The organism is Streptomyces sp. NPDC102274, assembly GCF_044766385.1.
In the GTDB taxonomy this organism is placed as follows: Bacteria; Actinomycetota; Actinomycetes; order Streptomycetales; family Streptomycetaceae; genus Streptomyces.
Window position 1 is genome coordinate 275,855 of record NZ_JBIWLW010000008.1, and the last position, 13,526, is coordinate 289,380.

Consider the following 13,526-nt stretch of genomic DNA (forward strand, 5'->3'; position numbering starts at 1 on the left):
GAGGTGCTTCTCGCTCGCACGGCATCGGCGGCACCGGCGGATCGGATACGGAGGTCGACAGCCGGGTCGGACCGCCGGGTTCGGCGACGGAGGTCATCAGCCGGCCTCGCCCAGGGTCTGCGGGCCACGAGGGGCGTCCTCCGCGTCGCGCTTGGCGACCTCCTCGCGGACCAGCGGGATGACATGCCGGCCGAAGTCGATGGCGTCGCCCAGCAGGTCGTATCCGCGTGCGGAGATGATGTCGACACCCAGGTCGTAGTAGTCGAGCAGCGCCCGCGCGACCGTCTCCGGCGTACCGACCAGGGCGTTGGAGTTGCCCGCGCCCCCGGTGGCCGCGGCGGTAGGGGTGCGGGCCTTGATCGCGTCCACCGTCCGGTGCGCCTTCTCCCAGGCGAGCTCCTCCGTCGGCGCGATGATCGGCCGGAAGGCCACCTGGATACGGGGCGGGGTGGTACGGCCCGCCGCCCGCGCGGCAGCCTTCACCGCCTCGATCTGCTCGGCGGTCTTCTCCAGCGGCTCGCCCCAGAGCGCGTAGATGTCCGCCTCGGCGCCACCGGCCGCGTACGCGGCGGCCGAGGAGCCGCCGAACGAGACATCGGGCCTCGGCTGCTGGACGGGGAAGACATCGCTGACGAAGTCGTGGAACTGGTAGTGCTCGCCCTCGTGGTCGAAGGGCTCGTGCGAGGTCCAGATCCGCTTGACGATCTCGATGTACTCACGGGTACGGGAGTAGCGCTCGTCCTTGGTGAGCGTGTCCCCCTCGCGCCGCTGCTCCTGATCGCTGCCACCGGTGATGAAGTGCACCGTCAGCCGGCCGTCGCTGATCCGGTCGAGCGTCGCGAATGTCTTGGCGGCGAAGGTGGGATACGAGACATTCGGCCGGTGCGCGAGCAGGATCCGCAGCGTGTCCCGCCGGGAGGCGATGTACGCGGCGGCCGGAGCGGGGTCGGGCGAGCCGGAACCGTACGCGAACAGCACCCGGTCCCAGCCGTGGTCCTCATGGGCGCGGGCCAGCTTGAGTGTGTATTCCTTGTCAAACGCTGCGCCGGAGCGGGGACTTGTCTCCGACCCGTTGTGGGTGGCGGCTATACCGAGGAACTCCACAGGCATGACGGACCTTTCGTGCGGGGAGATGGATGTGCGTCGGCGCGAAGGCATGCCGAGGAGGACCCGGGCGGCCCGTGGACACGCCGGACACGAGGGACCACCGGCGGTACGGGACCACCGGCGGTACCGGGCAGCCGGGCGGGACGGGACAGCCGGGAGCGACGGGGCAGCCGGGCGGGACGGTGCGAGGGCGCGATGACGGGAGAGGAATGGGGCGCTTCAGGGAGAAAGCGGCAGCGAACGCCCGGTGAGACAAGAGAACTCGGCCCGCGACGGGGTCACCGAAGGGACGGGGTCACCGAGGGAGGGAGGGGCCGGTCAGGCGGCCCGCTGCCGGGTCAGGCGCAACAAGAAGCGGACCACACACGACCGAAGTCTATGTGGCCGCGTATGACCAACGGCAGCTGCTTCTGCATAAGGCCAATTGAGCACGGGACGTTCAGCGAAGTCAACAGGCTCTCGCTCTGTGGGCAGCGCGGGCGGTCCGGCGGTCTTGACAGTCGTCCGGCGTGCGGCCGTACGATCTAGAGGTGTGCGGTGCCGGCTCCTGCGTGAACGCCGGTCCGCACCGGCCGTGTTGAGGGACGCGGTACGCGTGATGACACCTGCCGCCCGGTCCACGCCGCCGACCGTCTCTCCCGCCGGAGCCCCCTCATGTCCGTATCGCCCTCGCTCGATGGACCGCGTGCCTCCGCCGCGGCCTCCCGGAAGACACACCTCACCGACCCCGCGGACGCCGCCCCGCCGGGGCCTTCGGGGGCCTCCCCGTCCTCCCCGCCAGGACCCGACGAGATCTCCCGTATCGTTCCGCGCCGCCACCCCGGCCGCTGGCTGTCGGCCGCGCTGGCGCTGCTCGGCCTCGCGATGATCGTCAATTCGGTCGTCCGCAACGAGAGATTCCAGTGGAGTGTGGTGAGCCAGTACTTCACCACTCCCGCAGTACTGGACGGCCTGCTGCTCACCCTCTGGCTGACCGCCGCCGTGATGGTGCTGGGCTTCCTCATCGGTACGGTCCTCGCCGTCATGAGGCTCTCCGTCAACCCCGTGCTGCGCGGCATCAGTTGGGGGTACGTATGGATCTTCCGCTCGACCCCGATGCTGGTGCAGCTGCTGTTCTGGTTCAACATCGGTGCGCTCTATCCGACCCTGGGGATCGGGATCCCCTTCGGCCCGGAATTCCTCACCTTCGAGACGGTCAACCTCTTCGGCGCCGGGCTCACGGCGCTGATCGGACTCACCCTGCACGAGGCGGCCTACGCGGCGGAAGTGGTGCGCGGCGGCATCCTCTCCGTCGACGCGGGCCAGACGGAGGCGGCCGCGGCGCTCGGTCTGAGCCGCCGGCGGGTGCTGCGCCGTGTCGTCGTGCCCCAGGCGATGCGCTCGATCGTCCCCACGGCCGGCAATATGCTCATCGGCACGCTCAAGGGAACCAGCATCGTCAGTGTCCTCGCCGTCCAGGACCTGCTGTTCTCGGTGCAGCTGATCTACAACCGTACGTATCAGATCGTCCCGCTGCTGATGGTGGCGACCATCTGGTACGTCGCCGTCACGACCGTCCTGTCCGTGGGCCAGTTCTACGTCGAGCGCCACTACGCCCGTGGCGCCGCCCGCGAGCTGCCTCCCACGCCTCTCCAGCGTCTGCGCCGGCAGGCGGCGGCCCTGGCGGGACGGCTCCGTACCGCGAGTGCCTCCGACGCGAAACCGCTCTGAGACCGCCGGAGGACAGCCGGACGGCGGCGCCGGCCGTCAGGCCCCCGTCGGCGGTGTACGGCGCGTCCTGTTGACCGCTTCCGCTCGCACACTCCGGGTACCGGGAGGAGTCTGGAGACGGATCGGCCCGGAGCGGCGAGGGAGAGGAAGGATCCACGTGAACAGTGCGGACCAGCCCGCGGCGGACGTCGTCGTGGCTCTTACTGGTGACGAGAAGGAAGACGCGCGTGTGGTGTTCGGCGCGCTCCGTACGGCCTTCGCCTGCGACCGCGCGGCGGACGATGTCCCGCAGGTGGTGGCCGGCGGACGTCCGACCGTGTGGATCGCGACGTTCAACGTGTCCGAAGTACGCGCGGAGCCCCGCCCGGCGAGGCTGAGGGCGCCGGTGGTGGCCACCCTCCAGGGCGGTTACACGGCGGTGGACAGTCTCCGGAAGAGCCTCGCCTCCGCGTTCACCGTCCGTATGGTCGGTACGGCCTCCGGCGACCAGGAGGAGGAGGTCCAGCTACGCCTGGAGAATCGCGAGAACCGCTGAGCCCCATCACTGAGCCCTGTAGCTGAACCGTGTCGCTGAGCCGTGTTTTGGCGGCGCCCCCGCTCCGGGGCCGGGGGCGGCTCCGCTCCGGTGACCCTCACCCTCACTCATCCTCACCCGCACCCTCACTCCCACTCGTCCGCCTCGGCAACGAGATGCACGGCAGCCTCCTCCGCCGAAGCCGCGGCGCCGTCGATCCCGACATCGCGGGCGATCATGTCCTTCTCGTCGTCCTCGTGAGCGCCCTCGTCCGGCGCCACCAGCCGGCCCGAGCGCCCGTCGCCGACCTCGTCGTCCAGCCGCTCACCCTCGCCGTACGGCAGGTCGCCGATGCCGTCGCCGACCAGGGCGCCCTGGTCGGGAAGCTCCTCCGCGAGGCGCTGGTCGAGCGTTTCCCCCGCCCGCTGTTCCGCGGCCGTCGTACCGACGTGTTCGACACCGAGCGGGCGCTCCGGCGGCGACCAGCCCTCGTCGAAAGGGTCCGAGCCTCGGTCGATCAGGGTGTCCTCGGGATCGAGGATGCCCTCGTCCTCGCCGATCTCGGCGCCGTCGGGCTGGTAGACCTCGTCGCCCATCGACTCGCCGTTGTCGCCGCTCACGTGCTTCTCCTCGCCTCCGTGCGCCCTGCCGTCCCCCGGCCGCACGCGCATCCGCCTCATCCGTCCCCGCGAACCTCAGGCGGCCGGGTGGAGGAGAACCTTGGTCCACCCGTCGTCGCGGGCGTCGAAGTGCCGGTACCCGGACGGAGCCTCGGCAAGCGGCAGTTCATGCGAGACGATCCAGGACGGACGGGCCTTGCCCTGCTCGATGAGCCCGCACAACTGCCGGTTGTACGCCTTGACGTTGCACTGCCCCGTGCCCATGGTCTGGCCTTTGAACCAGTGTAGGCCGTAGTCGAACGCGATCTCGCCGTCCTGGTAGAGGCTGTCGGGGCTGTTCGGGTCCTGCGGGATGAACACACCGACCACACCGATACCTCCGGTGAACCTGACGGAGTGCACCAGGTTGTTGAGGGTGGCGTTGGGGTGTTCCACCCCCTCGGTGTCATGGGCCTGATAACCCACGCACTCACACCCGCGGTCCGCGCCCGCGCCGTTGGTGATGTCATTGACCCGGTCGACCGCCGAGCCCTTGGAATCGTCGATGGGGATGGCACCGATCTGTTCCGCCAGCGCCAGCCGGTCCGGGTGACGGTCGACGACCATGACCTTTCCGGCGCCCTTCAGGTTCGCCGACAGCGCGGCCATCAGGCCCACCGGACCCGCTCCGTAGATCACCACCGATTCGCCCGCCCGCAGACCAGCGAGTTCGGTGGCGTGCCAGCCGGTGGGGAAGACGTCCGAGAGCATGACGTAGTCACTCTGCTTCTCCAGGGCCTCTTCCGGCAGGACCAGGCAGTTGTGGTCGCCGTACGGCACCCGCAGCAGTTCCGCCTGGCCACCGTTGTGCGGGCCCATGCCGGCGAAACCGTAGGCGGCCCCCGCCATCCGCGGGTCCGGGTTGGTGGTCAGACAGTACGCCGTTTTCCCCGCCTCGCAGTTGCGGCAGAATCCGCAGGAGATGTTGAACGGGAGACAGACCAGATCCCCGACACGCACTCGGTCGATACCCTCCCCGACAGCGATCACCTCACCCATGTTCTCGTGGCCGAGGACGCGTCCGGTCTTCATGTCGGTGCGGCCCTCGTACATATGAAGGTCCGAACCGCAGATATTCGTGGTCGTGATCCTCACAAGGACGTCGGTGGGACGTTCGATACGGGCGTCCGGCACATCCTTGACCTTGACGTCGCGCGTGCCGTCGTACACAAGAGCTTTCATGGCGCTTCACTTGCCTTCCGGCGTGCTCAGGCCGCCTCACGGCTCCGGTCCCGGCCATCACGGCCCGGGAGACCGGCCACAGCCGGTGAGGCCGTCGGGGAGCACGCGAGTGGTCGGGGCGGTTTCGTTCGGACGTCCTGGCCGGAGCGGCTCATCCGCTCCGTCCACCTTCCCACCAATCACTGCGGTGTCAAACGGCAGGTGAGGCCCCCTGCGACAGGGTGCGCGGACCGCCTCCGCGCGATCCCCCGTGTTTGTCACCGCTGTCATCGGGCACGTGACCAAACGTCCCGTACGACCCGAAATGTAACCCTCCGGAGTCGAACGTGAGCCGAGAACGCATAGTCATCGTCGGAGCCGGGTTCGCCGGCTACCAGACCGCCCGAACCCTCTCCCACCGGGTCAGGGGCGCTGCCGAGATCGTGCTGCTGAATCCCACCGACTACTTCCTCTACCTCCCGCTCCTGCCCCAGGTGGCCGCGGGCATTCTGGAGCCACGCCGGGTGACGGTCTCCATCCCGGGCACACTGCCACGGGTACGGCTGGTGCTCGGCGAGGCCGACCATGTCGACCTGGAGGCGCGCACCGTCGGCTACACAGGCCCGGAGGGGGACCGGGGCGAGCTGCGGTACGACCGGCTCGTCCTCGCCGTGGGCAGCGTCAACAAGTTGCTCCCGGTCCCCGGAGTGGCGAAGTACGCGCACGGCTTCCGGGGGCTGCCGGAGGCGCTATATCTGCGTGACCACGTCACCCGCCAGATAGAACTGGCCGCCGTCACGGGCGACCGGGCGGAGGGCGCCGCGCGTGCCACCTTCGTCGTGGTCGGCGCCGGCTACACGGGCACCGAAGTGGCCGCCCAGGGCAAGCTCTTCACCGACGCGCTGGTCCGTAAGCAGCCCGCGTGGCGCCAGACCGGCAAACCCCGCTGGCTGCTTCTCGACATCGCCCCGCGCGTCCTGCCGGAGCTGGACCACAGGCTGTCGGACACCGCGGAGAGGGTGCTGCGCGAACGCGGCGTGGACGTACGTGTCGGTACCTCCGTCAAGGAGGCGCGACCGACCGGGATCATGCTGGACAACGGTGAGTTCATCGAGACCCACACCCTGGTCTGGTGTGTGGGGGTACGGCCCGACCCGCTGGTCACCGATCTCGGACTGCCCGTCGAGCACGGCCGGGTGCTGGTGGACCCGGAGCTCAATGTGCCGGGCCATCCCGAGGTGTTCGCCTGCGGTGACGCCGCCGCCGTACCGGATCTCACCAGGCCGGGACAGTTCACCCCGATGACGGCTCAACACGCGGGCAGGCAGGGCAAGGTGGCGGGTCGCAACGTGGCCGCCTCCCTGGGATACGGGGAGCGGCAGACCTACAAACACAACGACTTGGGGTTCGTCGTGGACCTCGGCGGAGTCAAGGCGGCGGCCAACCCGCTCGGGGTACCGCTGTCAGGACCGCTCGCGGGGGCCGTCACGCGCGGCTACCACCTGGCGGCCATGCCCGGGAACCGGGTACGGGTCGCCGCCGACTGGATGCTGGACGCGGTGCTGCCGCGGCAGTCCGTCCAGCTCGGACTGGTCCGCTCGTGGACGGTGCCGCTCGAATCGTCCTCGCCCGAACTGGCGAGGGTTCCCGGCGCACCCCGTAAGGAGTGACATGAACAGCCGACGCACGAACAGCGAACACCCGGACAGCAAGCGCCCGAAGAGCCGGCACCACCAGCTGAACAGCGAACAACTCACCGAACTGGGCCAGCAGTTGCGGGTGGATTCGGTACGGGTCGCCAACGCGGGCGGATCGGGCCATCCCACCTCCTCGATGTCCGCCGCCGACCTCATGGCGGATCTGCTCGCCAACCATCTGCGCTACGACTTCGACCGACCGGACCATCCGGGCAACGACCGGCTGCTCTTCTCCAAGGGACATGCCTCGCCGCTGCTGTACTCCATGTATCTGGCGGCCGGCGCGGTGGACGAGAAGGAGTTCCTCACCTATCGCACCCTCGGCAGCCGGCTCGAAGGCCATCCGACCCCGCGGCTGCCCTGGGTCGATGTCGCCACCGGATCGCTGGGTCAGGGACTGCCCGTCGGCGTCGGCATGGCGCTCGCCGGCCAGCGGCTCGGCCACACTCCCTACCACGTCTGGGTGTTGTCCGGCGACAGCGAGATGGCCGAGGGCTCCGTGTGGGAGGCGATCGAGCACGCCGGGGACCAGCATCTCGACTCGCTGACCCTCGTCATCGACGTCAACCGCCTCGGCCAGCGCGGACCCACCCGCCATCAGCGGGATCTGGACGCGTACGGCCGCAGGCTGCGCGCCTTCGACTGGCACACCATCGAGATCGACGGCCATGACCTCGATGCCGTCGACGCCGCCTTCACCGAGGCCCGGTCGACCTTCCGCAGGCCGACCGCGATCATCGCGGGCACCCGGAAGGGCCGTGGCGTCGCCTCCGTCGAGGACCGCGAGGGTATGCACGGCAAGCCGCTGCCCGACGCGGAGAGCGCCATCGAGGAGCTGGGCGGCCGGCGCTCCATCCGGGTATCGGTGGCGCAGCCCGACGAGCCCGAGACCCACCCCCGCGGCGCCGGACGGCGCGCCACCATCGAGCTGCCGCGCTACGACGTCGGCGACTCGGTCGCCACCCGTGACGCCTATGGCAGGGCGCTGGCGGCCCTCGGCACGGCCCGCGAGGACGTCGTCGTACTGGACGGCGAGGTCAGCGACTCCACCCGCTCGGAGTTCTTCGCCAAGGAACACCCCGAGCGGTTCTTCGAGTGCTACATCGCCGAACAGCAGATGATCGCCGCCGCCGTCGGGATGCAGGCGCTGGGCCATGTCCCGTACGCGTCGACCTTCGCGGCCTTCCTGACCCGCGCGCACGACTTCCTGCGGATGGCGTCCGTCAGCAGGGCCTCGATCAATGTCGTGGGCTCGCACGCGGGCGTCTCGATCGGCCAGGACGGTCCGTCCCAGATGGGCCTGGAAGACATGGCGATGTTCCGTGCCATACACGGCAGTACCGTGCTCCACCCCTGCGACGCCAACCAGACGGCGCGGCTCGTGGCGGCGATGCATGAACTGCCGGGCGTCTGCTACCTGCGTACGCTCCGGGGCGGGACGCCGGTCATCTACGGCCCCGACGAGCGGTTCCCCGTCGGCGGCAGCAAGGTGCTGCGCCGCTCCGACGCGGACCGTGTGACCCTGATCGGCGCCGGAATCACCCTTCACGAGTGCCTCAAGGCGGCGGATCTGCTGGTGGGGGAGGGCTTCCCCGTACGGGTCGTCGACCTGTACTCGGTCAAGCCCGTCGACGAGCAGACGCTCCAGGCCGCGGCCGACGAGACCGGCTGCCTGGTCACGGTCGAGGACCACCATCCGGAGGGCGGTATCGGAGACGCGGTGGCCGAGGTGTTCTCGGACGGCCGTCCCGCGCCGAAGCGCCTCGTACGGCTCGCGGTGGGGAACATGCCGGGCTCGGCGACGTCGGCGGAGCAGCTTCGGGCGGCCGGGATCGACGCGGACTCGATCGCGGCGGGGCTGCGGCTGCTCGTGGAGCAGACCCTGCGCTGACGTCGTGAGTCACGCACCACGTGAGTGCCGCACAACAGGCGCACGCACAACGAGGCGCACGCACAACGGGAGACACATACGGCGGAGTCACACAGAGCGGAGTCACATATGGCGGAGGCACACAGAAGGACAGGACATATGGCGACGAGAGGGAAGACGGCATGAGTACCTATCCCGGCCCGCGGCCCGCACCGGCCGTGACACACCGGCCGACCGAGCGCGAAGGACGGATACGCACCTGCGTTCCGGCGCGGGTCACCCCGCGCGAGCGCTGCGCCGGAGCCGGCCGCGAGCGACAGGAGACGGCTGATCAGGAGTGGAACGTTGTGCGTGGAGAGGACTGAATGACTGTGCGGCTGACGACTGCCCGACTGAACATCGGCCCGGACATGGGATCGGGCCAGGAGGCGGACACCTGGGAGTGGCTGCGGCACGCGGCCTGCACCAGCGTCGACCCGGAGCTGTTCTTCCCCGTGGGGGACTCGGGACCGGCCGCCGAGCAGGCTGAGCGCGCCAAGAAGGTGTGCCACGGCTGCGCGGTGGAGAGCGAGTGCCTCGAATGGGCGCTGGCCACCGGCCGCGCCTTCGGGGTCTGGGGCGGAACGGACGAGGAGGAGCGCCGACGGCTGCGGCGCCGCGCCGAGCGGCGCAGGGCCTCGGACGGCCCCCCGCCCCGCCCCCGTGGGTCCGCCGCGCCCGGCCGGCCCCCGCGTCCTTGAGGCGCGCCCATGTCCTCGGGCCGGGCCATGCCTGTGGTCCGGGTCCACGTGGTCCGTGGCCGCGTGATCCGTGCCCACGGACCCGCGTCCCGTGTTGCGGGGCCGGGCGGACCACGGGAGGGTCGGACTGCCGAATCGAGGCGAATCGAGGAGGAATCGCCCCATGCCCATCGCGACGGTTAATCCCGCCAGCGGAGAGACGCTCAAGACCTTCGACGCGCTGGGAGCCGAGGAGATCGAGAGCCGGATCGCTTCCGCCGCCCATGCGTTCCGGCAGTACCGGCTCACCGGATTCGACGAACGCGCGCGGCTGCTGAACCGCGCCGCCGACCTGCTGGAGCAGGACGCGCCGGAGATCGCCCGGACCATGACCATCGAGATGGGCAAGCCGGTCGTGGCGGCCCGCGCCGAGGCGCTCAAGTGCGTGAAGGCGATGCGCTGGTACGCGGAGCGCGCCGAGGAACTGCTCGCGGACGAGCACCCCTCGGCCGCCGACGTACGGGACACGGGCGCGACACGGGCGAGCGTCCACTACCGGCCGCTGGGCGTGGTCCTCGCGGTGATGCCGTGGAACTTCCCCCTCTGGCAGGTCGTACGGTTCGCCGCGCCCGCCCTGATGGCCGGCAACGTGGGGCTGCTCAAGCACGCCTCGAACGTCCCGCAGACGGCCCTGTACCTGGAAGACCTGTTCGGCAGGGCCGGGTTCCCGGCCGGCTGCTTCCAGACGCTGCTGGTGGGCCCCAGCGCGATCGAGAACATCCTGCGCGACCCCCGGGTGGCCGCCGCGACACTCACCGGCAGCGAACCGGCCGGCCGGTCCGTCGCGGCGATCGCGTCCGACGAGGTCAAGAAGACGGTTCTGGAGCTGGGCGGCAGCGATCCGTACGTCGTCATGCCCTCGGCGGACATCGAACGGGCGGCGCGTACGGCGGTCACGGCCCGCGTGCAGAACAACGGCCAGTCCTGCATCGCCGCCAAACGCTTCATCGTGCACGAGGACGTCTACGACGGCTTCGCCGAGCGGTTCACGGCCGGGATGCGTGATCTGACGGTCGGCGACCCGATGGACGAGACCACCGATGTCGGGCCGCTCTCCAGCGAGCGGGGCCGCGTCGATCTGGAGAGGCTGGTCGACGACGCGCTGAGCCGGGGCGCGATCGCGCTGTGCGGCGGACAGCGCCCGAAGGAGCACGAGCGGGGCTGGTACTACGCGCCCACGGTGCTCGCCGGCGTCACGGCCTCCATGCGGATCCACCGCGAGGAGACCTTCGGGCCGGTCGCCACGCTCTACCGGGTCTCCGGGCTGGACGAGGCGGTGGAGCTCGCCAACGACACGCCCTTCGGGCTGAGTTCCAACGTCTGGACGCGCGACGAGGGGGACATGCGCCGCTTCGTACGGGATCTGGAGGCGGGCGGGGTCTTCTTCAACGGGATGACGGCCTCGCATCCCGCCCTCCCCTTCGGTGGTGCGAAACGCTCCGGTTACGGGCGTGAGCTGTCGGCGCACGGCATCCGGGAGTTCTGCAACATCACCACGGTGTGGCACGGCGCGGAACCTGACGACGGCTCCTAGACACGCCCGGGGGCCTGTCTTAGAGCCAGCAGGGAGACGGGTATGCGTAAGGCGACCACGACCACCGCGGCGGCGTCGACCGGGCTCACGGAGAAAGAGCTCGCCGCCCTCGACGCCCACTGGCGTGCCGCCAACTATCTGGCCGTCGGCCAGATCTATCTGATGGCCAACCCGCTGCTCCAGGAGCCGCTGGCGCCGGAGCACATCAATCCCCGCCTGCTCGGCCACTGGGGGACCTCACCCGGTCTGAACCTGGTGCATACCCATCTGAACCGCGTGATCAAGGCCCGGGATCTCGACGCGCTGTGCGTCTGGGGGCCGGGCCACGGCGGCCCCGCCGTACTCGCCAACTCCTGGCTGGACGGCACATACTCGGAGACCTATCCGGATGTCGGCCGGGACCGGGCGGGCATGGAGCGGCTCTTCCGGCAGTTCTCCTTCCCCGGCGGAGTCCCCAGCCATGTCGCCCCCGAGACACCGGGCTCGATCCACGAGGGCGGCGAACTCGGCTACTCCCTCGCGCACGCCTATGGAGCCGCGCTGGACAACCCCGAGCTGCTGGTCGCCTGTGTGATCGGTGACGGCGAGGCGGAGACGGGGCCGCTCGCCGCGTCCTGGCACTCGAACAAGTTCCTCGACCCGGTGCACGACGGCGCGGTGCTGCCGGTCCTGCATCTCAACGGGTACAAGATCGCCAACCCGACGGTGCTCGCCCGGGTGCCGGAGGGCGAACTCGACTCCCTGCTGCGCGGCTACGGCCATGAGCCCCTCCATGTCACCGGCGACGAGCCCCTGGCCGTCCACCGCGCCCTGGCCGCGACCATGGACCGCGCCCTGGACCGCATCGCCCAGATCCAGCGGGACGCCCGCGAGGGCAGGACCACCGACCGGCCGTACTGGCCCATGATCGTGCTGCGTACGCCCAAGGGCTGGACCGGCCCCCGTGAAGTCGACGGACTGCCCGTCGAGGGGACCTGGCGCGCGCATCAGGTCCCGCTGAGCGGCGTACGGGACAACCCCGACCATCTGCGCATGCTCCAGGCGTGGCTGCGCTCCTACCGTCCCGAGGAACTGTTCGACGCGACGGGCACGCCCCATCCCTCCGTACTCGACTGCGTACCGGCGGGAACGCGCAGGCTGGGCGCCAATCCGCACGCCAACGGCGGTCTGCTGCTGCGGGATCTGCCGGTCCCGCGGCTGGAGCGGCACGCGGTACGCGTGGACAAACCCGGCACGGTTCTGCACGAACCCACCCGGGTGCTCGGTTCGTTGCTGGAATCCGTCATGGAAGCCACCTCGGGGCGGCGCGACTTCCGGGTCTTCGGCGCCGACGAGACGGCGTCCAACCGGCTGGACGCGCTCTACGAGGCAACGGACAAGGCATGGCAGGCCGCGACCCTCGACACGGACGAGCATCTCGCGCCCGACGGCCGCGTGATGGAAGTGCTCTCCGAGCATCTGTGCCAGGGATGGCTGGAGGGCTATCTCCTCACCGGCCGGCACGGTCTCTTCTCCAGCTACGAGGCGTTCATCCATATCGTCGACTCCATGGTCAACCAGCACATCAAATGGCTGAGAACCTCGCGGCGGCTGCACTGGCGCCGCCCCATCGCCTCCCTCAACTACCTGCTGACGTCACACGTCTGGCGCCAGGACCACAACGGCTTCTCACACCAGGACCCCGGCTTCGTCGACCTCATCCTGAACAAGAGCCCCGAGGTCGTACGCGTCTATCTGCCGCCGGACGCCAACACCCTGCTCTCCGTGGCCGACCATGTGCTGCGCAGCCGCGACTACGTCAATGTGATCGTCGCCGGCAAGCAGCCGAGCTTCGACTGGCTCACGCTGGACGAGGCCCGCGCCCACTGTGCCCGGGGTGTGGGGGTCTGGCAGTGGGCCGGTACGGAGAGCGCCTCCAAGACGAGATACCGCGAGCCGGACGCCGTCCTGGCCTGCGCGGGGGATGTACCCACCCAGGAGACACTGGCCGCCGCCGACCTGCTGCGGCGGTATCTGCCCGAGCTGGTCGTGCGCGTGATCAACGTTGTCGACATGGCGCGGCTGCTGCCCCATGACGAACACCCCCACGGGATGACGGACTCCGAGTACGAGGCCCTGTTCACCACCGACAAGCCGGTGATCTTCGCGTACCACGGCTATCCCTGGCTGATCCACCGGCTCACCTACCGTCGCCGGGGGCATGAGAACCTCCATGTCCGCGGCTACAAGGAGCAGGGGACGACCACGACCCCGTTCGACATGGTCGTCCGTAATGACCTCGACCGGTACCGCCTGGTCATGGATGTGATCGACCGGGTGCCGGGGCTGGGGGTACGGGCGGTCGCCGTACGCCAGACGATGGCGGATGTACGCACCCGCCATCACACCTGGATCCGCGAGCACGGCATGGACCTGCCCGAGGTCGCCGACTGGACCTGGACGGGCTAGGTCGGCCCGGGGGGCCCGGCCCCGCCGGATGGCGGAGCCGGGCCCGT

General features: G+C 70.0%; 10 protein-coding genes. 7 read left to right on the top strand and 3 right to left on the bottom strand.

All coding sequences use genetic code 11. From position 1 onward, the window contains the following. Nucleotides 1–96: 96 nt before the first annotated feature. Nucleotides 97–1,110, bottom strand: a complete 1,014-nt coding sequence (locus tag ACIRQP_RS14250) for an LLM class flavin-dependent oxidoreductase (protein WP_403888507.1) — start codon at nucleotides 1,108–1,110, stop codon at nucleotides 97–99. A gap of 651 nt (nucleotides 1,111–1,761) precedes the next feature. Between ACIRQP_RS14250 and ACIRQP_RS14255 the strand changes: the two genes are divergently transcribed. Together ACIRQP_RS14255 and ACIRQP_RS14260 are read left to right on the top strand one after the other, a co-directional pair. Then, entirely contained in the window at nucleotides 1,762–2,817 is a 1,056-nt protein-coding gene (locus ACIRQP_RS14255) for an amino acid ABC transporter permease (RefSeq protein WP_403888510.1), read from the top strand. Between the two features lie 157 nt (nucleotides 2,818–2,974). After that, nucleotides 2,975–3,352 carry a hypothetical protein gene (locus ACIRQP_RS14260; protein WP_403888514.1) on the top strand — a complete coding sequence of 126 codons (378 nt, stop codon included), beginning with the start codon at nucleotides 2,975–2,977 and terminating at the stop codon, nucleotides 3,350–3,352. 125 nt (nucleotides 3,353–3,477) lie between these two features. On the opposite strand, the gene ACIRQP_RS14265 is transcribed toward ACIRQP_RS14260, so the two are convergent. Beyond that, complete coding sequence (locus ACIRQP_RS14265; protein ID WP_403888620.1) at nucleotides 3,478–3,927, bottom strand: DUF5709 domain-containing protein; 450 nt, start codon at nucleotides 3,925–3,927, stop codon at nucleotides 3,478–3,480. 99 nt (nucleotides 3,928–4,026) lie between these two features. Further along, entirely contained in the window at nucleotides 4,027–5,172 is a 1,146-nt protein-coding gene (locus ACIRQP_RS14270; RefSeq protein ID WP_403888517.1) for a glutathione-independent formaldehyde dehydrogenase, read from the bottom strand. Nucleotides 5,173–5,498: 326 nt separating this feature from the next. Between ACIRQP_RS14270 and ACIRQP_RS14275 the strand changes: the two genes are divergently transcribed. From ACIRQP_RS14275 to ACIRQP_RS14295, 5 genes are all read left to right on the top strand, one after another. Further along, a complete protein-coding gene (locus tag ACIRQP_RS14275; protein WP_403888520.1) occupies nucleotides 5,499–6,821 on the top strand; it encodes an NAD(P)/FAD-dependent oxidoreductase in 1,323 nt (440 codons plus the stop codon). A 67-nt stretch (nucleotides 6,822–6,888) separates the two neighbouring features. After that, complete coding sequence (locus ACIRQP_RS14280; protein WP_403888623.1) at nucleotides 6,889–8,739, top strand: transketolase; 1,851 nt, start codon at nucleotides 6,889–6,891, stop codon at nucleotides 8,737–8,739. A 389-nt stretch (nucleotides 8,740–9,128) separates the two neighbouring features. Further along, nucleotides 9,129–9,458 carry a WhiB family transcriptional regulator gene (locus ACIRQP_RS14285; RefSeq protein ID WP_403888626.1) on the top strand — a complete coding sequence of 110 codons (330 nt, stop codon included), beginning with the start codon at nucleotides 9,129–9,131 and terminating at the stop codon, nucleotides 9,456–9,458. Nucleotides 9,459–9,621: 163 nt separating this feature from the next. Then, nucleotides 9,622–11,031: an NADP-dependent succinic semialdehyde dehydrogenase gene (locus ACIRQP_RS14290; protein WP_403888523.1), complete on the top strand. Its 1,410-nt coding sequence runs from the start codon at nucleotides 9,622–9,624 to the stop codon at nucleotides 11,029–11,031. Between the two features lie 42 nt (nucleotides 11,032–11,073). Next, entirely contained in the window at nucleotides 11,074–13,479 is a 2,406-nt protein-coding gene (locus ACIRQP_RS14295; RefSeq protein ID WP_403888526.1) for a phosphoketolase, read from the top strand. Nucleotides 13,480–13,526 lie beyond the last annotated feature (47 nt).

What these genes read in the sequence shown, in the direction of transcription:
- ACIRQP_RS14250 (WP_403888507.1), bottom strand. Translation starts at nt 1,110, where the DNA reads ATGCCTGTGGAGTTCCTCGGTATAGCCGCCACCCACAACGGGTCGGAG.
- ACIRQP_RS14255 (WP_403888510.1), top strand. Translation starts at nt 1,762, where the DNA reads ATGTCCGTATCGCCCTCGCTCGATGGACCGCGTGCCTCCGCCGCGGCC.
- ACIRQP_RS14265 (WP_403888620.1), bottom strand. Translation starts at nt 3,927, where the DNA reads ATGGGCGACGAGGTCTACCAGCCCGACGGCGCCGAGATCGGCGAGGAC.
- ACIRQP_RS14270 (WP_403888517.1), bottom strand. Translation starts at nt 5,172, where the DNA reads ATGAAAGCTCTTGTGTACGACGGCACGCGCGACGTCAAGGTCAAGGAT.
- ACIRQP_RS14285 (WP_403888626.1), top strand. Translation starts at nt 9,129, where the DNA reads ATGGGATCGGGCCAGGAGGCGGACACCTGGGAGTGGCTGCGGCACGCG.
- ACIRQP_RS14290 (WP_403888523.1), top strand. Translation starts at nt 9,622, where the DNA reads ATGCCCATCGCGACGGTTAATCCCGCCAGCGGAGAGACGCTCAAGACC.
- ACIRQP_RS14295 (WP_403888526.1), top strand. Translation starts at nt 11,074, where the DNA reads ATGCGTAAGGCGACCACGACCACCGCGGCGGCGTCGACCGGGCTCACG.